The 18134-nt window shown below is 70.6% G+C and carries 18 protein-coding genes and 1 tRNA gene; 9 read left to right on the top strand and 10 right to left on the bottom strand.

Annotation, left to right across the window (positions count from 1 at the left end):
• Positions 1-801: an exodeoxyribonuclease III gene (locus tag G3I78_RS29440; protein ID WP_164429959.1), complete on the bottom strand. Its 801-nt coding sequence runs from the start codon at positions 799-801 to the stop codon at positions 1-3.
• A 29-nt stretch (positions 802-830) separates the two neighbouring features.
• Between G3I78_RS29440 and G3I78_RS29435 the strand changes: the two genes are divergently transcribed.
• Positions 831-1307 carry a GNAT family N-acetyltransferase gene (locus G3I78_RS29435; RefSeq protein ID WP_164429956.1) on the top strand — a complete coding sequence of 159 codons (477 nt, stop codon included), beginning with the start codon at positions 831-833 and terminating at the stop codon, positions 1305-1307.
• 71 nt (positions 1308-1378) lie between these two features.
• Here G3I78_RS29435 and G3I78_RS29430 read toward each other — a convergent pair.
• The 7 genes from G3I78_RS29430 to galU form a co-directional block, all read right to left on the bottom strand.
• Positions 1379-1452 (bottom strand) — tRNA-Ala (locus G3I78_RS29430).
• 94 nt (positions 1453-1546) lie between these two features.
• Positions 1547-2755: a gephyrin-like molybdotransferase receptor GlpR gene (gene glpR / locus G3I78_RS29425; RefSeq protein ID WP_164429954.1), complete on the bottom strand. Its 1209-nt coding sequence runs from the start codon at positions 2753-2755 to the stop codon at positions 1547-1549.
• 185 nt (positions 2756-2940) lie between these two features.
• Complete coding sequence (locus G3I78_RS29420) at positions 2941-3579, bottom strand: GNAT family protein (RefSeq protein ID WP_164430327.1); 639 nt, start codon at positions 3577-3579, stop codon at positions 2941-2943.
• Positions 3576-4082, bottom strand: a complete 507-nt coding sequence (locus G3I78_RS29415) for a MogA/MoaB family molybdenum cofactor biosynthesis protein (RefSeq protein WP_164429952.1) — start codon at positions 4080-4082, stop codon at positions 3576-3578. Before G3I78_RS29415 ends, G3I78_RS29420 begins: the two co-directional genes overlap by 4 nt.
• On the bottom strand, positions 4079-4558 hold the full coding sequence (moaC, locus tag G3I78_RS29410) for a cyclic pyranopterin monophosphate synthase MoaC (protein WP_164429950.1): 480 nt from the start codon (positions 4556-4558) through the stop codon (positions 4079-4081). Before moaC ends, G3I78_RS29415 begins: the two co-directional genes overlap by 4 nt.
• A gap of 62 nt (positions 4559-4620) precedes the next feature.
• Positions 4621-5943 carry a gephyrin-like molybdotransferase Glp gene (glp, locus tag G3I78_RS29405; protein ID WP_164429948.1) on the bottom strand — a complete coding sequence of 441 codons (1323 nt, stop codon included), beginning with the start codon at positions 5941-5943 and terminating at the stop codon, positions 4621-4623.
• A 4-nt stretch (positions 5944-5947) separates the two neighbouring features.
• Complete coding sequence (gene galU, locus G3I78_RS29400) at positions 5948-6850, bottom strand: UTP--glucose-1-phosphate uridylyltransferase GalU (RefSeq protein WP_164429946.1); 903 nt, start codon at positions 6848-6850, stop codon at positions 5948-5950.
• 94 nt (positions 6851-6944) lie between these two features.
• Here galU and G3I78_RS29395 point away from each other — a divergent pair, with 94 nt between their 5' ends.
• Positions 6945-7568: a 5-formyltetrahydrofolate cyclo-ligase gene (locus G3I78_RS29395; RefSeq protein ID WP_164429943.1), complete on the top strand. Its 624-nt coding sequence runs from the start codon at positions 6945-6947 to the stop codon at positions 7566-7568.
• 59 nt (positions 7569-7627) lie between these two features.
• Here G3I78_RS29395 and G3I78_RS29390 read toward each other — a convergent pair whose 3' ends face one another.
• On the bottom strand, positions 7628-10462 hold the full coding sequence (locus G3I78_RS29390) for a penicillin acylase family protein (protein ID WP_164429940.1): 2835 nt from the start codon (positions 10460-10462) through the stop codon (positions 7628-7630).
• A gap of 315 nt (positions 10463-10777) precedes the next feature.
• On the opposite strand from G3I78_RS29390, the gene G3I78_RS29385 reads away from it, so the two are divergent.
• The 6 genes from G3I78_RS29385 (at position 10778) to mscL (ending at position 16433) form a co-directional block, all read left to right on the top strand.
• On the top strand, positions 10778-12307 hold the full coding sequence (locus G3I78_RS29385; RefSeq protein ID WP_164429939.1) for a potassium/proton antiporter: 1530 nt from the start codon (positions 10778-10780) through the stop codon (positions 12305-12307).
• Between the two features lie 204 nt (positions 12308-12511).
• Complete coding sequence (locus G3I78_RS29380) at positions 12512-13777, top strand: MFS transporter (RefSeq protein ID WP_164429937.1); 1266 nt, start codon at positions 12512-12514, stop codon at positions 13775-13777.
• 68 nt (positions 13778-13845) lie between these two features.
• Positions 13846-14181: an FmdB family zinc ribbon protein gene (locus G3I78_RS29375; protein WP_164429935.1), complete on the top strand. Its 336-nt coding sequence runs from the start codon at positions 13846-13848 to the stop codon at positions 14179-14181.
• Positions 14182-14280: 99 nt separating this feature from the next.
• Positions 14281-15114 carry an S-methyl-5'-thioadenosine phosphorylase gene (locus G3I78_RS29370; RefSeq protein ID WP_164429932.1) on the top strand — a complete coding sequence of 278 codons (834 nt, stop codon included), beginning with the start codon at positions 14281-14283 and terminating at the stop codon, positions 15112-15114.
• 158 nt (positions 15115-15272) lie between these two features.
• Positions 15273-15821, top strand: a complete 549-nt coding sequence (locus G3I78_RS29365; RefSeq protein ID WP_164429930.1) for a hypothetical protein — start codon at positions 15273-15275, stop codon at positions 15819-15821.
• 138 nt (positions 15822-15959) lie between these two features.
• Positions 15960-16433, top strand: a complete 474-nt coding sequence (gene mscL, locus G3I78_RS29360) for a large conductance mechanosensitive channel protein MscL (RefSeq protein WP_164429928.1) — start codon at positions 15960-15962, stop codon at positions 16431-16433.
• A 22-nt stretch (positions 16434-16455) separates the two neighbouring features.
• Here mscL and G3I78_RS29355 read toward each other — a convergent pair whose 3' ends face one another.
• Positions 16456-16638 carry a hypothetical protein gene (locus G3I78_RS29355; RefSeq protein WP_164429926.1) on the bottom strand — a complete coding sequence of 61 codons (183 nt, stop codon included), beginning with the start codon at positions 16636-16638 and terminating at the stop codon, positions 16456-16458.
• 114 nt (positions 16639-16752) lie between these two features.
• Between G3I78_RS29355 and G3I78_RS29350 the strand changes: the two genes are divergently transcribed.
• Positions 16753-17961 (top strand): low temperature requirement protein A, encoded by a 1209-nt coding sequence (locus G3I78_RS29350; RefSeq protein WP_164429924.1) that lies wholly within the window; start codon positions 16753-16755, stop codon positions 17959-17961.
• Positions 17962-18134 lie beyond the last annotated feature (173 nt).

Below are 18134 nucleotides of genomic sequence, written 5' to 3'. Positions count from 1 at the left end.
CTACTCGTACACAACCGTCACCGGCGCGTGGTCCGACCACCGCTCGGCATGCGTCGCCGCGCGCTCGACGTACCCCTTGACCGCCTTCGCGGCGAGCCCCGGGGTGGCGATCTGGTAGTCGATGCGCCAGCCGGTGTCGTTGTCGAAGGCGCGTCCCCGGTAGGACCACCACGAGTACGGCCCCTCCACGTCCGGATGCAGCGACCGTACGACGTCGACGTAGCCGCCGTCGGACACGTCGAGCACCCGGCTCAGCCAGGCCCGCTCCTCCGGCAGGAAGCCGGAGCTCTTCTGGTTGGCGCGCCAGTTCTTGAGGTCGGCCTGCTGGTGGGCGATGTTCCAGTCGCCGCAGACGACGACCTCGCGGCCGTCGGCGGCGGCGCGCACGCGCAGTTCCTTGAGGTGGGCGAGGAACTCGTCCATGAAGCGGACCTTCTCGTCCTGCCGCTCGGTGCCGACCTCGCCGGAGGGCAGATAGAGGGAGGCGACCGTCACACCCGGCAGATCGGCCTCGACGTAGCGCCCGCCGGCGTCGAACTCGGCCGATCCGAAGCCGACCTGGACCCGGTCCGGCTCACGGCGGCTGTAGAGGGAGACGCCGGCGCGACCCTTCGCGGCGGCGGGCGCGTGCGTCACGTGCCAGCCCTCGGGGGCCCGCACGCCCTCGGGCAGCTGCTCCGGCTCGGCGCGCACCTCCTGGAGGCAGAGCACATCGGCGGAGGTGTCCGCGAGCCACTCCACGAAGCCCTTCTTCGCGGCGGCACGCAGTCCATTGACGTTGACGGAGGTCACAGTGAGCACCCCGGCACGATACCGGCACACTGGAGGGCATGATGATCCGCCGCGTCCCCTTCGACCACCCCGACGCCGTCAAGCTCAACGACGAGGTCCAGGCCGAGTACCACGTCCGCTACGGCGACGGCGGCGACGCCACCGAGCTGGCCCCGACGGACTTCGAGCCCCCGAACGGCGTGTACCTGATCGCGTACGACGAGACGGACGCCCCCGTCGCCACGGGCGGCTGGCGCGCCCAGGACACCAACGGCGAGGGCAACCAGGACGGCGACGCCGAGGTCAAGCGCATGTACGTCACCGAGCAGGTCCGCGGCCGCGGCCTCGCCCGCCGCGTGCTGGCCGCCCTGGAGGAGGACGCCCGCGCGGCGGGCCGCCTGCGCATGGTCCTGGAGACCGGCACCAAGCAGCCGGAGGCGATAGCCCTCTACACCTCCAGCGGCTACGAACCCTGCGAGAAGTTCGGCTACTACCGCCACCACGAGGCGAGCAGATGCTTCGCGAAGCCGCTGTGAGCCCTCGGACCGCATAGCGACCGAACGGCAGAAGACCCGCTCCTGAATCAGGAGCGGGTCTTCATGATGCGTGGACCTGTGGGGATTTGAACCCCAGACCCCCTCGATGCGAACGAGGTGCGCTACCAGACTGCGCCACAGGCCCTTGCAACGAGTGAAACTCTAGCATCCCCGTCGGGGTGCTTGGAAATCCGTTCCCGGCTGGTCAGGGACGGGGGTTGCGATCCCGTCCCCGGGTCTCACTCGTTGGCCGCGCGCGGCCGTTCGCCGTCCTCGTACTGGTCGAAGAGCGGGGTGCGGCCGCGCTCGCGGGCGCGGCGGGCGGAGGCGGCGCGGCGGGCGTCGGTGCGGCCGTCCGCCGCCGGCTTGTCCTCCGCGTCGGCGGAGGGCTCCTCCGATCCCCCGTCCTCCGCGACGGGAGCCGCGTCCTGGCCGGAGTGCTCCGGCGCGACGGCACTGGACCGCGCGGAGCTCCACGCGTCCGGCGCCCCGAGGTCGACGTCGGCGGTGGCCCGCGGCGCGACCGGCGCGGTCACGTACGTCGGCAGCGGCACCGGCACCGGGTCCCAGCTGTCCCCGTGCCCGGGCCTGCGCTGCCGTTCGCGCTGCTGGTCGACCCACTCGGCGTGGTCGGTCTGCTCCACGAGGGCACGGCGGTCGGCGGCGAGCGCGGACAGCCCGGGATCCGTTTCCGGTTCTGGTCCCTCGTCCGGTTCGTCGGCGTCCACCCCGGTGGCGACGGACGCGCGCCGGCGCGGCTGGCGTGCCCGCTCCCGCAGCCGCTGCGCGGCGGCCTCGGCCCGGCGCCGGTCCATCTGGTAGGCGAAGCGGCGGCGTTCCTGGGTGCGCAGATACGCGATGTACGTGCTGAGCATCACGGCGGGCACCCCGGGCGCCCACAGGAAGGCGAGCCCGCCGACCGCGGCGACGACCGCGCCGAGGGTGAAGGCGACGAAGAGCATCACCGTGGTACGCCGACGGCGCGCGAGCACCTTCGTACGCCGGGCGCGCGCCGCTGCCGCTTCCGCGGAGGGCGAGCGCCGGGGGGCTGGTGCCTGGGGCTGGGACGGTGCCTGGGGCTGGGCCTGGGCCTGGACCTGGGCCGGCGGTTGGGCCGGTGCCGGTGCCTGTTTCCGCGCCGGGGGCTGGACCGGCGCCTGGGTCTGTGGACGGGTCGGGGGCATGGCGAAGGCCCGGACGTCCACCGAGTCGGTGACGGCATCCGGTTCGTCGGCGCCGCGCTCCTCCTCGTCGGTGGAACGCGCGCGCAGGTCCTTGGCGTACCGACGCTCCATCCCCGCCCTTCCGGACAGCAATCGGATGGCGGTGCTGAAGCGTTCCGTCGGACGGGCCTCGTTCAGCTCGTCCTGCCTACGGAGCCACATCGGCACCAGGTAGGCGGCCCAGGCCCCGACAATGACTGCGTAGATGAGGCCGCTGCTGCTCACGCCTCACACGGTAGAGGGGTTTGCGTGAGGCCATCCGCCAATTGAGTCGGTGTGTCGCACGATCCGGCTGATATTTCGAGCTTTTTTTGTGACCGATCCGATCAGCGGGCCGCCTCAGTCGCGAATTCAATGCCCTGAGGCGGTCATGCACCGATCATTTTCGAACACCTATTCCATTTCAGAGGTCACGCGGGATTGTCGTGCGGTGTGCTCCCGGAGCGTGCCCGCTGCCAGCGCCTGAGCAGCCCGTCCGGCACCTCTTCCGCGGTGAGCGCGAACACGAGATGGTCCCGCCAGGCCCCGTCGATGTGGAGATAGCGGGGCCTGAGGCCCTCCTCGCGGAATCCGAGTTTCTCCACGACCCGCCGGCTGGGCCCGTTCTCCGGGCGAATGCAGACCTCGATGCGGTGCAGTCCGACGGTGCGGAAACAGTGGTCCACGACAAGCGCCACGGACGTCGGCATCACCCCGCGCCCGGCCACCGACTGGTCCACCCAGTAGCCCACGTGCCCGGAGCACATCGAGCCCCAGGTGATCCCGGCGACCGTCAACTGCCCGACCAGCTGCCCCCGGTACTCGATGACGAACGGCAGCATCCGCCCCGCGTTCGCCTCGGACCTGAGGTGACGGACCATCTGACGGTAGGTCGGCCGGTGCGCGATCGGCCCGCTCGGCGTGGGCGGCGGAATGGTCGCCTCCCAGGGGCGCAGCCAGTCCCGGTTGCGCCGGTTGACCTCACGCCAGGTCCGCTGGTCGCGCATTCTTATCGGCCTCAGGACGACATCGCCGTCCGCCAGTACGACGGGCCATGACGGGCTGTTCAGCTCGCACCCCCACTGCCGGCGCCGGGTCTCGGGTGGTCGCCGCCGCGGATCTGGTCCACGGCATGCCTCAACAGGGGCTCCAGGACGGCCAGTCCGTCCTTCACCCCGCCACTGGAACCCGGCAGGTTGACGATCAGCGTGCCGCCCGCCACCCCGGCGAGACCCCGGGAGAGCGCGGCGGTCGGCACCTTCTCCCGCCCGAACGCCCGGATCGCCTCGGCGATGCCCGGCACCTCGTGGTCGATCACCGCGCGGGTGGCCTCGGGGGTGCGGTCGGTGGGCGAGATGCCGGTGCCGCCGGTGGTGACGATGACGTCGTAGGCCGCGTCCACGCCCGCGCGCAGAGCGGCCTCCACAGGGTCGCCGTCCGGGACGACCCGCGGGCCCTCGACGGTGAAGCCGAGGCCCGCGAGGCCGTCGGCAACCAGCGGGCCGCCCTTGTCCTCGTAGACCCCGGCGGCGGCCCGGTTGGAGGCCGTGACCACCAGTGCTCGATACGTCATGCCCGGCTCCAGTCGCCCGACTTGCCGCCCGTCTTCTCCTCCACCCGCACGTCCGTGATGACCGCCCCCTTGTCGACCGCCTTGACCATGTCGATCACGGTGAGCGCGGCGACGGAGACCGCGGTGAGGGCCTCCATCTCGACACCCGTGCGGTCCGTGGTCTTCACGGTGGCGAGGATCTCCACGGCGTCGTCCGCGACCGACAGGTCCAGTTTCACACCCGACACCGACAACGGGTGGCACAGCGGGATGAGGTCCGGGGTGCGTTTGGCGCCCATGATGCCCGCGATCCGCGCGGTGGCCAGCGCGTCGCCCTTGGGGACGCCCTCGCCGCGCAGCAGCTCGACCACACGGGGCGAGACGAGGACGCGTCCGCTCGCGCGCGCGGTGCGGGCGGTGACGTCCTTGCCGGATACGTCGACCATGCGGGCGGCTCCCGCGTCGTCGATGTGGGTCAGTCGGTCCTGCGTACTCATGGTTGTGCGGCGCTCCCGGTCCGGCCTGTTGTGCGCGACACGGTACCGCCAACCAGGGGTGCTCAGCCGAGCAGGACCACTTCGACCTCGGTGCCGGGCTCGACGGACTCCACGTCCTCCGGTACGACGATCAGGGCGTCGGCCTGGGCCAGGGCGGCGACCAGATGGGACCCGGCACCGCCGACGGGAACGGCCTCGCCGTCACGGCAGGTGGCGCGCAGGAACTGCCTGCGCCCCTTGGGCGAGGTCAGCGCCTTGTCCGTCCTCAGGGTGGCCCTGGTGCGGGTCCTGTGGACGTCGTCGAGGCCCATCAGGGCGCGGATGGCGGGGCGGACGAACAGCTCGAAGGAGACGTACGACGACACCGGGTTGCCGGGCAGGGCGAGCAGCGGGGTGTGGTCGGGGCCGATGGAGCCGAAGCCCTGGGGCTTGCCGGGCTGCATGGCGAGCTTGCGGAAGTCGATGCCGGCGCCCGCCTCGTCCTCGTCGCCGACGTGCGACAGCGCCTCCTTGACGACGTCGTACGCCCCTACGCTGACCCCGCCGGTGGTGACCATGAGGTCGGCGCGGACGAGCTGGTCCTCGATGGTGGAGCGCAGGGTCTCGGCGTCGTCGGCGACGGCTCCCACGCGGTAGGCGATGGCGCCGGCGTCCCGGGCGGCCGCGGTGAGGGCGAAGCTGTTGGAGTCGTGGATCTGGCCGGCGCCGAGGGCCTCGCCGGGCTGGACGAGTTCGCTGCCGGTGGACATCACGACCACGCGCGGGCGCGGGCGCACGCGTACGGTGCCGCGGCCGATCGCGGCCAGCAGGGCGATCTGCGGCGGGCCGAGGACGGTGCCGGCGTCCAGGGCGCGGTCGCCGGCCCGGACGTCGCTGCCCTTCGCGCGTACGTGCGCGCGTGCCTCGGCGGGCCGGTACACGTGCACGTGCCCTTCGGCGCCCTCGGGGGCGAGAGCGCGGGCGCGCATACCGGTCACCGGGCCCTCGCCGAGCCCTCCGTCGGTCCACTCGACGGGGACGACGGTCTCGGCGCCGGGCGGGAGCGGGGCGCCGGTCATGATGCGGGCGGCCTGTCCGGGGCCGACGTGCAGCAGCTCGGACTGGCCCGCCGCGACGTCCCCCATGACGTCCAGGACGGCCGGGAACTCCTCGCTCGCACCCGCGATGTCCGCGACCCGCACCGCGTACCCGTCCATCGAGCTGTTGTCGAAGGGGGGCAGGGACAACGGCACCGTGACGTCCTCGACCAGAACGCAGCCCTGGGCGTCGAGCAGCTGGAGCTCGATGGGTTCCAGGGGGCGGACGGTCGCGAGGATGTCCTCCAGGTGCTCGTCCACCGACCAGAGGTGGTCCTGGCCGGCGGGGCGGGTCGCGGCGCTGCTCAAATCGCTACATCTCCTCGGCTACGAAACTGCGAAGCCAGGTCCGGAACTCCGGGCCCAGGTCTTCACGTTCGCACGCGAGTCTGACAATGGCACGCAGATAGTCGCCGCGGTCCCCGGTGTCATAGCGGCGACCCTTGAAGACGACGCCGTGCACCGGGCCGCCGACCTTCTCGTCGGCCGCGAGCTGCTGGAGGGCGTCGGTGAGCTGGATCTCGCCGCCGCGGCCGGGCTCGGTCTTGCGCAGTATGTCGAAGATGTGCGGGTCGAGGACGTAGCGGCCGATGATGGCGTAGTTGGACGGGGCGTCGGACGCGGACGGCTTCTCGACGAGGTCGTGCACCTTGACCACGTCGCTGTCCTCGGTGGCGTCGACCGCCGCGCAGCCGTAGAGGTGGATCTGCTCGGGCGCGACCTCCATGAGCGCGATCACGCTGCCGCCGTGCCGCTCCTGGACCTCGACCATCCGCTTGAGCAGCGGGTCGCGCGGGTCGATCAGGTCGTCACCGAGGAGGACGGCGAAGGGCTCGTGACCGACGTGCGGGGCCGCGCACAGGACGGCGTGACCGAGGCCCTTGGGGTCGCCCTGGCGGACGTAGTGCATGGTGGCCAGGTCGCTGGACTCCTGCACCTTCGCGAGCCGGCTGGCGTCGCCCTTCTTCTGAAGGGCGGATTCCAGCTCGTAGTTGCGGTCGAAGTGGTCCTCCAGGGGGCGTTTGTTGCGCCCCGTGATCATGAGGACGTCGTCGAGACCAGCGGAGACGGCCTCCTCGACCACGTACTGGATCGCCGGCTTGTCGACGACCGGCAGCATCTCCTTGGGAGTGGCCTTGGTCGCCGGCAGGAAGCGGGTGCCGAGACCGGCTGCCGGGATGACAGCCTTGCTGATCCGAGGGTGCGACTGAGTCATGTCCGCAACCTTATCCGGTGCCTTTACGAGGAATCTGTGGCTCCGGTTAATAAGCTCTCATATGAGCGTATTAGGAAGGGTACGGGTGCAACCTTTGAGTCACGCCGGACGTCCGGCCGAGTCTGACAAGCGAACGTTGCGGCGGGAGTTCCTCTCGGTGAGGAACAGGTTGACGGCCGATGACGTGCGGGAAGCCGCGGCCGCGCTGGCCGACCGGGCGCTCGACCTGCCCGAACTGGCGGACGCGCGCACGGTGGCGGCGTACGTCTCCGTGGGCGGCGAGCCCGGCACCCTCGCGCTGCTGGACGCGCTGCGCGAGCGGGGCGTGCGCGTGCTGCTCCCCGCGCTCCTGCCCGACAACGACCTCGACTGGGGCTCCTACACAGGCGAAGGCTCGCTGGCGCGCGTCCAACACGGCGGAAAAATGGCCCTTTTCGAGCCCTCCGGCGAACGTCTGGGCCCGGACGCCGTGACGGAGGCCGACGCGGTGCTGCTGCCCGGTCTGGCGGTGGACGGGCGCGGGATGCGGCTGGGGCGCGGCGGGGGGTCGTACGACCGGGCGCTCGCGCGCCTGGAGCGCGCGGGCGCGCGACCGGCGCTCGTGGTCCTGCTGTACGACGCCGAGGTCGTGGCCCATGTCCCGGAGGAACCGCACGACCGCCCGGTGCACGCGGTGGTCACGCCGTCGGGTGTGCGCCGCTTCCCCGCGGGCGCGTGACGGAGCCCCCGCCACGCATGCGCGTGGCGGGGGCTCCGTCATGGACCTGCCGCCGAGGGCTACGGCTTCAGGACCAGGGTGTCGTTCGTGCTCTTGTCGACGGCGGCGTCCGAGAAGGCCCAGTCCAGCAGTTCGCCCTTGACCCACTTGTCGGTCTGGTCGGTGTAGTGCGCGCTGTAGGCGTGCCCGGAGGCGCCGGTGAGGTTGATCCACTTCGACTTGTCGAGGTCGCCGAGGTTGACGACCATGCGCATCGAGGGGACCCAGACGACGCCGTAGCCGCCCGCCGCGTTCCAGCCGGTCGCGTTGACCGTGGCCTCGCCGCCGCTGAGCTTCCAGGGGCCGCGGTTGAGCATGTACTTCAGGAAGCCGGGGCCCTCGGTGCCGAGCGTCTGGTTCTTCAGGAACAGGCGGTGCAGCCGGCCCCAGCTCCAGGTGTCGATGTCCTTGCCGAGCTTGGCGGTCAGCTCCCAGCGGGCGTCGATCATGGCGCGCTCGAACAGCTCGTCGCGGTTGCTGGCGGCGGGGCGGTCGCCCACCCCGGCCGGGGTCTTCCACCAGTCGCTGTTCTGGTCGTCCATGAGGTTGCGCACGACCTCGAACCAGCGGTCGCCGCCGTCCGGCTGCGCCTGGTCGGCGTCGCGCTGGCCGCACTCGCGGACCTTGTCCGTCTCGTCGGCGGGCCCGGTGGTGCTGACCGGGTCGACCCACAGGCACTGGCCCTTGACCCGCAGCTCCTTGGGCAGCTTGTTGCCGAAGGCGAGCTTGAGGATGTTGCGCCAGACGGAGTTGAAGTAGGCGGCCGCCGCCGAGTCGGCGTCCTGGGTGTAGTCCCAGCCCTCCAGGAGCTCCTGCGCCTCGCGTACGTCCTTGTCGGCGATGTCGATCTTCAGCAGCTTGGGCACCAGCAGCTTGGCGATCTCACTGCTGTTGTCGAGCTGCATCTGGCGCATGTCGTCGGTGGAGATCTTGCCGCCGCCCTTGATCTTCTGCTCGATCAGGTCGGTGATGCGCTGGCTGCGGGTGCCGTAGCCCCAGTCCGTGGTGAGCGTGTAGGGGTACTTGTCCTTGTCGATCACGGCCTGGTTGGCGGTGACGATGTAGCCGCGCTCCGGGTTGTACTCGTAGGGCAGTTCGTCCTGCTTGATGTACTTGCCGGTCCAGGTGTACTTGGAGTCCCAGCCCGGTGCCGGCAGGGAGCCGTCGTCGCCCTTGGAACGGATCGGGATGCGGCCGGGCAGGGTGTAGCCGATGTTCTCGGAGTCGGCGTAGACGAGGTTCTGCGAGGGCACGTCGAACAGGGTCGCGGCCTGGCGGAAGTCGCTCCAGTCCGACGCCTTGTCCATCGCGAAGACGGCGTCCATGGAGGTGCCGGGGTCGAGCGCGGTCCAGCGCAGCGCGACGCCGTAGCCGTCTCCCCGGTCGGGTGCCGCGTTGTCGACGGTGGCCTTCTTGCCGACCTTCACGAGTTCGTCGTCGCGGTCGGACAGCAGGGGGCCGTTGTTCGTCTCCCGGACGACGATCTTCTTGGACGCCCCGCCGGCGACCTTGATGGTCTCCTCGCGCGTGGTGAAGGGCTTGACCTTGCCGTCGTAGAGGTAGCCGTCGCCGGAGAGCTTCTCCAGGTAGAGGTCGGTGACGTCGACGCCGGAGTTGGTCATGCCCCAGGCGATCTTGGCGTTGTGGCCGATGATCACGCCGGGCATGCCCGCGAAGGTGTAGCCGGTGACGTCGTACTGGCACTTGCTGGAGACGGTCCGGCAGTGCAGGCCCATCTGGTACCAGACAGACGGCAGGGAGGCCGACAGGTGCGGGTCGTTGGCCAGCAGCGGCTTGCCGGTGATGGTGTGCGAGCCCGCCACGACCCAGGAGTTGGAGCCGATGCCCTGGCCGTTGACGCCGACGGCCGTGGGGACGTCGTCCAGGACGTTGTAGAGGCCCGTGAGCTGGCTCTGGAGGGCCGAGGAGGCCGAGCCGGAGGTCGAGGACGAGGACGACGCCGTGGTGCCCGTGGTACCGCTCGTGGAGGTTCCGGTGCCTGAGGTGCCTGAGGTCCCTGTGCCGGAGGTTCCGGTGCCGGAGGTTCCGCTGCCCGACGAGCCGCCGTTCTGCTCGAACGACTGGGTCAGCTCGCTGTACTGGCCCTCCTGGACGATCGTCTGGTTGCGGCTGTACGGGTACTGCGGGTACAGATCGGCGATCTGCTTCGGGCCGAGGCGGCTGGTCATCAGCGCGCGGTCGATCTCGTCCTGCATGTTGCCGCGCAGGTCCCAGGCCATCGCCTTCAGCCACGAGACCGAGTCGACCGGGGTCCACTTCTCGGGCTTGTAGTCGTTGGTGAAGCCGAGCGCCGCGTACTCCAGGGAGATCTCCTTGCCGCTCTTGCCCTGGAGGTAGGCGTTGACTCCCGCGGCGTACGCCTGGAGGTACTTCTTGGTGGCGGCCGACAGCTTGGTGTCGTACTCCTCCTTCGCCACCCGGTCCCAGCCGAGCGTGCGCAGGAAGGCGTCGTTGTCGACCTGGCCCTTGCCGAACATCTCCGACAGGCGCCCCGAGGTCATGTGCCGGCGCACGTCCATCTCGTAGAACCGGTCCTGCGCCTGGACGTAGCCCTGCGCCATGAACAGGTCCTCGTCGGAGGAGGCGTAGATCTGCGGGATGCCGTAGCCGTCGCGCTTGACGTCCACGGGGCCCGACAGCCCCTTGAGCGAGATCGAGCCCTTGGTCTGCGGGAAGGACGCCCGGACGGTGCTCACCGACCAGTACCCGCCGTAGGCGACAGCGCCGACGAGGGCCAGTACGAGCACGAGAACGATCAGACGGGCTCTGCGCCCCTTCTTCCTGCCGGACTTGCCGGGCTGCTGACCCGATGAGGCGGTGGTGGTGGGGGGCATCGCTGTCCTTGCTGTCCTAACGCGAGCGGCAGGGCGGGCTGTGCTTTTGACGGAGAGCCTGTGTCACATACCCGGCCGGATCAGCGCGCGGCGTCCGGCCGGGTATGTGACGCAGGCTCTGCGCGTTGGAGCAACCATAGGCGCAGGGCTCGGCGCGACTTGACGCGGAGTCGGGAACCGGCGCGGACGGGCGTTCGATCATGCCTCGCCGAGCGTCAAGAAATCGTCAAGAGTTAGGTAAGGTAACGAAGTACTTGGATGCGGAGTCCTCACCCTTCGTGTCCTATGTACGTGAGCTCACGCGCGTGACGCGGTGTGAGCCAGGGAAGGGAACGGCCGCTGACTGTCCACCACCTCAACCAGCTCCTGCTCGTCTGCTCGCTCGTCCTGCTCGTCGCCGTGGCAGCGGTCCGGATCTCCTCGCGCAGCGGGCTCCCCAGCCTGCTCGTGTACCTGGGGATCGGCATCGCCATGGGCCAGGACGGCGTCGGCGACATCCACTTCGACAACGCCGAACTGACCCAGGTCATCGGGTACGCGGCCCTGGTCGTGATCCTGGCCGAGGGCGGTCTCGGCACGAAGTGGAAGGAGATCAAGCCGGCCCTGCCCGCCGCCACCGCGCTGGCGCTGGCGGGGGTCGCGGTGAGCGTCGGGGTCACGGCGACGGCGGCGCACTACCTGATCGGCCTCGAGTGGCGCCAGGCGCTGATCATCGGGGCGGTCGTCTCCTCGACGGACGCGGCGGCGGTCTTCTCGGTGCTGCGCAAGATCCCGCTGCCCGCGCGCGTGACGGGCACGCTGGAGGCCGAGTCCGGCTTCAACGACGCCCCCGTGGTCATCCTGGTGGTCGCCTTCTCCCAGTCAGGTCCGGTCGAGCACTGGTACACGCTGATCGCCGAGATAACCCTGGAGCTGGCCATCGGCGCCGCGATCGGCATCGCGGTGGGCTGGCTCGGCTCCTGGGGACTGCGCCATGTCGCCCTGCCTGCCTCCGGCCTCTACCCGATCGCGGTCATGGCGATCGCCGTCACGGCGTACGCGGCGGGCGCGCTGGCCCACGGCAGCGGCTTCCTCGCCGTCTATCTCGCCTCCATGGCGATGGGCAACGCCAAGCTGCCGCACTGGCCCGCCACCCGGGGCTTCGCCGACGGGCTCGGCTGGATCGCCCAGATCGGCATGTTCGTCCTGCTCGGCCTGCTGGTCACCCCGCACGAACTGGGCGACGACGTACTACCCGGGCTCGTCATCGGGCTGGTGCTGACCATGGTCGCGCGGCCCCTGAGCGTGTTCCTGTGCCTGACGCCGTTCCGGGTGCCCTGGCAGGAGCAGGCACTCATGTCCTGGGCCGGGCTGCGCGGCGCCGTGCCGATCATCCTGGCGACGATCCCGATGGTGAGCGGCGTCGAGGGCAGCCGCCGCATCTTCAACATCGTCTTCGTCCTGGTCGTCGTATACACACTCGTCCAGGGGCCGACACTGCCGTGGCTGGCCCGCAAGCTGCGCCTGGGCGGGGACTCCGAGGCCGCCGACCTCGGCATCGAGTCGGCGCCCCTGGAGCGGCTGCGCGGCCATCTGCTGTCCGTCGCGATCCCCGACGGCTCCCGGATGCACGGCGTCGAGGTCAATGAGCTGCGGCTGCCAGCCGGGGCCGCCGTCACCCTGGTCGTCCGCGATGGAAAATCGTTCGTTCCGTCGCCCACCACGGTGCTGCGCCACCGGGACGAACTGCTCGTCGTCGCCACCGACCCGGTCCGCGACGCGGCGGAACAGCGGCTGCGCGCGGTGGGCCACGGCGGCAAGCTGGCCGGCTGGCTCGGCACGGGTGAGATCGACAACAAGCGTTAACACTGTGTTACGCACTGCCTGTACGATGATGGCGCACTTGATCGAACCAACTCTGCCTGACGCAGAGCTGGCGCGACCGTATGGCGGCCGAGACATCCCCTAGCAGTGGGCTTCGGCATCTACCGCAGTCCGCGCAAGAGGACAGCTCTCGGCGCCGTCCCTCGCAAGAGGGCCGCGCTACCAGGCGGCAGAAAGGCACGGGCCGTGGCATCCACGGTCACCTCCTCCCGCCCCGGATACGGACAGCTGCTGCGCACACGCGGCGCCTGGACGTTCCTGCTCCCCGGCTTCGCGGCACGCCAGCCGTTCGCGATGCTCACCCTCTCCCTGGTGCTGCTCGTGCAGCACACCACCGGCTCCTACGGCGCGGCGGGCGCCGTGGCGGCCGTCACCGGTGTCTCCATGGCACTGTTCGCGCCCTACAGCGGCCGCCTGGCCGACCGCTACGGACAGCGTGCCGTCCTGGTCCCCGGCGTCCTCGTGCACACCCTGGCGGGCCTCTCCCTGACGGCCCTCGCCCTCTCGCACGCGCCCCTGTGGGCGCTGTTCGCGGCGGCCGTGCCCACGGGTGCCTCGGTCCCGCAGGTCGGCCCGATGGTGCGCGCCCGCTGGGGCACGAAGCTCCAGGGCTCGCCCCTGATGACCACCGCGGCGGCCTTCGAGTCCGTCACGGACGAGCTGACCTTCGTCTTCGGCCCCCTGCTGGCCACCGCCCTGTGCACCGCCGTCCACCCCGCCGCCGGTCTGCTGACCGAGGCGTCGCTGACGCTGCTCGGCGGCCTCCTCTTCGCCGCGCAGAAGAGCACGCAGCCGCCCGTCGCGACCGGCACGCACACGCGCGTGGAGCACGCCTCGGCGCTGCGCGTCCCCGGAGTGCGGGTCCTGATAGTGACCTTCCTCGGCATCGGCACGGTCTTCGGCGGCATGCAGGTCTCGCTGGCCGCCTTCACCGAGTCGATCGGGGAACCGGGCCTGAACGGCGTCCTGTACGGCGTCTTCGCCGCCGGCAACATGATCTCCGGCCTGGTCTGCGGAGCGATCGCCTGGAAGGTGGCCCCGCAGCGGCGCCTGATGGTCGGATACGGCGCCCTCGCCCTGACGGCCTCCGGCCTGTGGGCCGCGCACTCCGTGCCGGTCCTGGCCGGCCTCGGCCTCCTGGTCGGCATGTGCATCGCGCCCGCCCTGATCACCGGCTACACCCTGGTCGAGAGCCTCGTCCCGGCCGGCGCCCGCACCGAGGCCTTCACCTGGCTGACCGGCGCGGTGGCACTGGGCCAGGCGGCCGCCGTCACGGTCGCCGGACAGCTGGAGGACCGCTTCTGGGGCGGCGCCGGGTTCCTGGTCCCGATGGGCGGCACGCTGCTCGCCCTGGCGACCCTGCTGGCGCTGCGTTCACGGCTCACGGGACGGCCCCGGAGCCGTACCGTCGCACGTGGCATCGGTCACCGAGTGCCGGTGGCAGTGGACTGATCCCCGGGAATACGTCACTATGGACCCTCGTTAGCACTCACTGAGTGAGAGTGCCAGGAGGAAGACAAGTGCCGACCTACCAGTACCAGTGCACCGAGTGCGGCGAGGGCCTCGAGGCGGTGCAGAAGTTCACCGACGACGCTCTGACCGAGTGCCCCAGCTGCGGTGGCCGCCTCAAGAAGGTGTTCTCCGCGGTCGGCATCGTCTTCAAGGGCTCCGGCTTCTACCGCAACGACAGCCGCGGCTCCTCGTCGAGCAGCTCCCCGGCGTCCTCGAAGTCGTCGACGTCCACGTCGTCCGACTCGGCGTCGTCCTCTTCTTCGACCTCCCCGACCTCTTCGTCCTCCTCGGACTCGAAGTCGTCGAGCTCGGGCAGCTCGTCCAGCAGCAGCTCCGCCGCGTAGGTCTGGCTTCGCAGGACCCGGTCGTCGTACGACGGCCGGGTCCTCTGCGTTCCCCTAGCCGGCCGCCGTGGGTTCTGGGCGCCGGATAGCGTACGGGGCATGGCGAACGCAGAGATCGGCGTAATCGGCGGCTCCGGCTTCTACTCGTTCCTCGACGACGTGACCGAGGTCCAGGTGGACACCCCCTACGGACCGCCCAGTGACTCCCTCTTCCTCGGCGAGATCGCCGGCCGGCGGGTCGCGTTCCTGCCCCGGCACGGGCGCGGTCACCATCTGCCGCCGCACCGCATCAACTACCGGGCCAATCTGTGGGCGCTCAGGTCGGTGGGGGCGCGGCAGGTCCTCGGTCCGTGTGCCGTGGGCGGGCTGCGTCCCGAGTACGGCCCGGGCACGCTGCTCGTGCCGGACCAGCTGGTCGACCGTACGAAGTCCCGGGCCGGGACGTACTTCGACGGACTGCCGCTGCCGGACGGCGGGGTGCCGAACGTGGTGCACGTGTCGCTGGCCGACCCGTACTGCCCCGCCGGGCGGGCCGCCGCGCTGAAGGCCGCCCGGGGACGGGACTGGGAAGCCGTGGACGGCGGCACGCTCGTCGTGATCGAGGGCCCGCGGTTCTCGACCCGCGCCGAATCGCTGTGGCACCAGGCGCAGGGCTGGTCGGTGGTGGGCATGACCGGTCATCCGGAGGCGTCGCTCGCCCGTGAACTGGAGCTCTGCTACACGTCGTTGACCCTGGTCACCGACCTCGACGCGGGCGCCGAGACCGGCGAGGGCGTCTCGCACGACGAGGTCCTGCGGGTCTTCGCGGCGAACGTGGACCGGCTGCGGGGGGTGCTGTTCGACGCGGTGGCCGCGCTGCCGGCGAACGAGGAGCGGGACTGTCTGTGCGTGAACGCGTTGGGCGGGATGGACCCGGGGTTCGAACTGCCGTAGTCGGTCGGCTGATTGATCGACTGGAGCGGAATCTCCCGTTCGGGTGAGGGAGTTATCCACAACCCGTGGGTAGTCCACGGGGCCCGGCGGGGATCGGCGCGAGGCTTCATCGTGGCAGGGCAGGCCAGTCCGATCCCTCGTCACAGGTGGTGCCCGTCATGTCCCTCACCCCGTTCCCCGCGCCTTCCTCCGCTCCCCCCGTCCCCGGCCCGCCCGGCGGCGACGCTCCCCCGACCTGCGAGGTCCCGCACTTCGCGCCGGTGCGGGTGCGTGGTGGGCGGTATCAGCTCCAACGGCTCGTACGGCACCGGAGGCGTGCCGTGGCGGTCGGGCTCGCCGTCACCGCTGCCGCGCTGGTGGCGGCGGGGCCGCGCGGCGACGACGGGGCGCGGGGACATCCCGTCGCCGAGCCCGTACGCAAGCACCGGGCCGTGGAGACGGTGTCGGCGCCGGTGCGGATCGCCGACGGGGAGACCGTCCGGCTGCTGCGTCCCGGGGACCGGGTCGACGTCATCGCCGCTGAGGACTCCGCCCTGGGCAGAGACGCCGAGGTGGTCGCACGCGGGGCGCGGGTCACCAGGGTGCCGGAGGCGGTGGACGGCGTGTCCGGGAGCGGGGCGCTGGTCGTCCTCTCGGTGCCGCGGTCGACGGCGGCCCGGCTCGCGGGCGCGAGCACCACGGCACGGCTGGCGGTGACGCTGTGTTGAGCCGTGTGGTGCGCCTCTTGCGCACGCTTGTGTCAAGTCCCCCTTTCGAGCTACCCAATTGGACAGGGTCGCCTCGCGTTGACGTAGGTTGCGGAGCTGTTTGTTCCACAAGCTGTTCGTGCGAGAAGAGGCCTCTGGGTGAGCGAGAAGAAGCCGAGCGTCTGGGAGGGCTTCAAGGCCTTCCTGATGCGCGGGAACGTCGTCGATCTGGCAGTCGCGGTGGTCATTGGCGCCGCCTTCACCAACATCGTGAACGCGGTGGTGAAGGGCATGATCAACCCGCTGGTCGGGGCGATCGGGACCAAGAACCTCGACAGCTACAGCTCGTGTCTAGAGGACCCGTGCAAGGTCGCGGCGGACGGCACCGTGCAGAGCGGCATCCCGATCATGTGGGGCTCGGTCCTCGGCGCCACTCTCAGCTTCGTGATCACCGCGGCCGTCGTCTACTTCCTGATGGTCCTGCCGATGTCGAAGTATCTGGCCCGGGCGGAGGCCCGCAGGAAGGCGAAGGAGGGGACGCACGAGGTCATCGAGGTGACCGAGCTGGAGGTCCTCAAGGAGATCCGCGACGCGCTGGTCGCGCAGCGGGGTTCCGGGCACGACGGGCGCTAGCGGTCCGGGCGGCGCGGGTCGCTCAGATGTGGTGGGGCGGCTTCTCGTCGAGGAAGCGCTTCAGGTCGGCCGCGCTGTCGCTCTCGGTGCGCGGCCGATCGCCCCAGCCCCGGTCGGTGTCGTCCGGGGACTGCTGGTCCAGCGGGTCGTCGAAGACCAGCGCGGCCCTCGGCTCGGAGGGTGTGGGGTCGGGGACGGTACTCACGGGTCCAGGGTACGGCAGCCGTTCCGGTGGCCCGTGGGACGCAGCTCCCCCACCCCTGCGGATTGTGAACGCGTTCAAAAGAATTTCCGGTCGGATTCTGCTGTGCTTGGGTCCATGACGTCCAGTCCGACTCAAAGTCCGCTGCGCAGACTCACCGCCCGCGGCCGGGACGAGGCTCACCGGGTCGCCTCGCCGCTGGAGCTCTTCTTCGACCTGTGCTTCGTCGTGGCCATCGCCCAGGCGGGCGTCGCCCTGGTGCACTCCGTCGCCGAGGCACACGCCGGCGAGGGGATCCTCAACTACGCGATGGTCTTCTTCGCCATCTGGTGGGCGTGGATGAACTTCACGTGGTTCGCCTCGGCGTACGACAACGACGACGTGCTCTACCGGGTCGTCACGCTGATCCAGATCGCCGGGGTCCTGGTGCTGGCGGCCGGGGTGTCCCGGGCGTTCGACGACCACGACTTCCTGGCCGTGCTGCTGGGCTATGTGATCATGCGGCTGGCGCTGATCTCGCAGTGGCTGCGGGTGGCGCGTTCGAGCGAGGGCTCGGAGCGGACGATGGCTCTGCGGTACGCCGGTGGTGTGCTGCTGTGCCAGGTCGGCTGGCTGGGGCTTGTGGTGCTGCCGGAGGGCGGGCGGCCCTGGGTCTTCCTGGTGATGGCGCTGCTGGAGATGTGTGTGCCGCTCTACGCGGAGAAGGACCACCCGACGTCGTGGCATCCGCACCACATTGCGGAGCGGTACGGGCTGTTCACGATCATCGTGCTCGGCGAGACCATTGCGGCCGCCACGGTCGCGGTGAAGTCCGGCATCGACGAGAACGACGCGCTGGACGAGCTTCTGCCGATCGCCGTGGGCGGGCTGCTGATCATCTTCGCCGCCTGGTGGATCTACTTCGTGGTGCCCATCCACGGACACCTGCGCTCCAACCGGCAGGCGTTCCTGTGGGGTTACGGCCACTACCTGGTCTTCGCCTCGGCCGCCGCGATCGGTGCGGGGCTAGAGGTCGCCGTGGAGCAGGCCGTCGGGAAGGCGCACATCTCGACGCTGGCCGCGTCCGCCGCGGTCACGTTGCCGACCGCGCTCTATCTGCTCACCGTCTGGGTGCTGCACTCCCGCTACTTCAAGGTGGGCATCGCGCAGCAACTGGTGCTGCCGGTGACGGCGTTGCTGGTGATCTGCTGCACCTTCCTGGGCGACTGGGCGGTGCTTGCGGCGGGGGTCGTGGCGGCGTCGGCGGTGGTGACGGGGACGACGTTGACCGCGCGGATGGTGTCGCGGGACGGGCGGGAGCGGCGGGAGTCGGTCGGGGTGGGCTGATCTCGGTGGGGAGGGGCTTTGGCGGGGGTGGTGGTTCGGCGGGGGTAGTGGCTTGGCGGGGGTAGTGGTTTGGCGCGGAGGGTGAGGCGGGTGGTGGTTCGGCGGGGAGAGTGAGGCGGGTGGTGGTTCGGCGGGGAGAGTGAGGCGGGTGGGCCCTCGGCGTCGGCGGTGAC

The organism is Streptomyces sp. SID13726 (assembly GCF_010548375.1).
Classification (GTDB): Bacteria; Actinomycetota; Actinomycetes; order Streptomycetales; family Streptomycetaceae; genus Streptomyces.
This window is presented reverse-complemented; position numbering and strand designations above follow the sequence as displayed.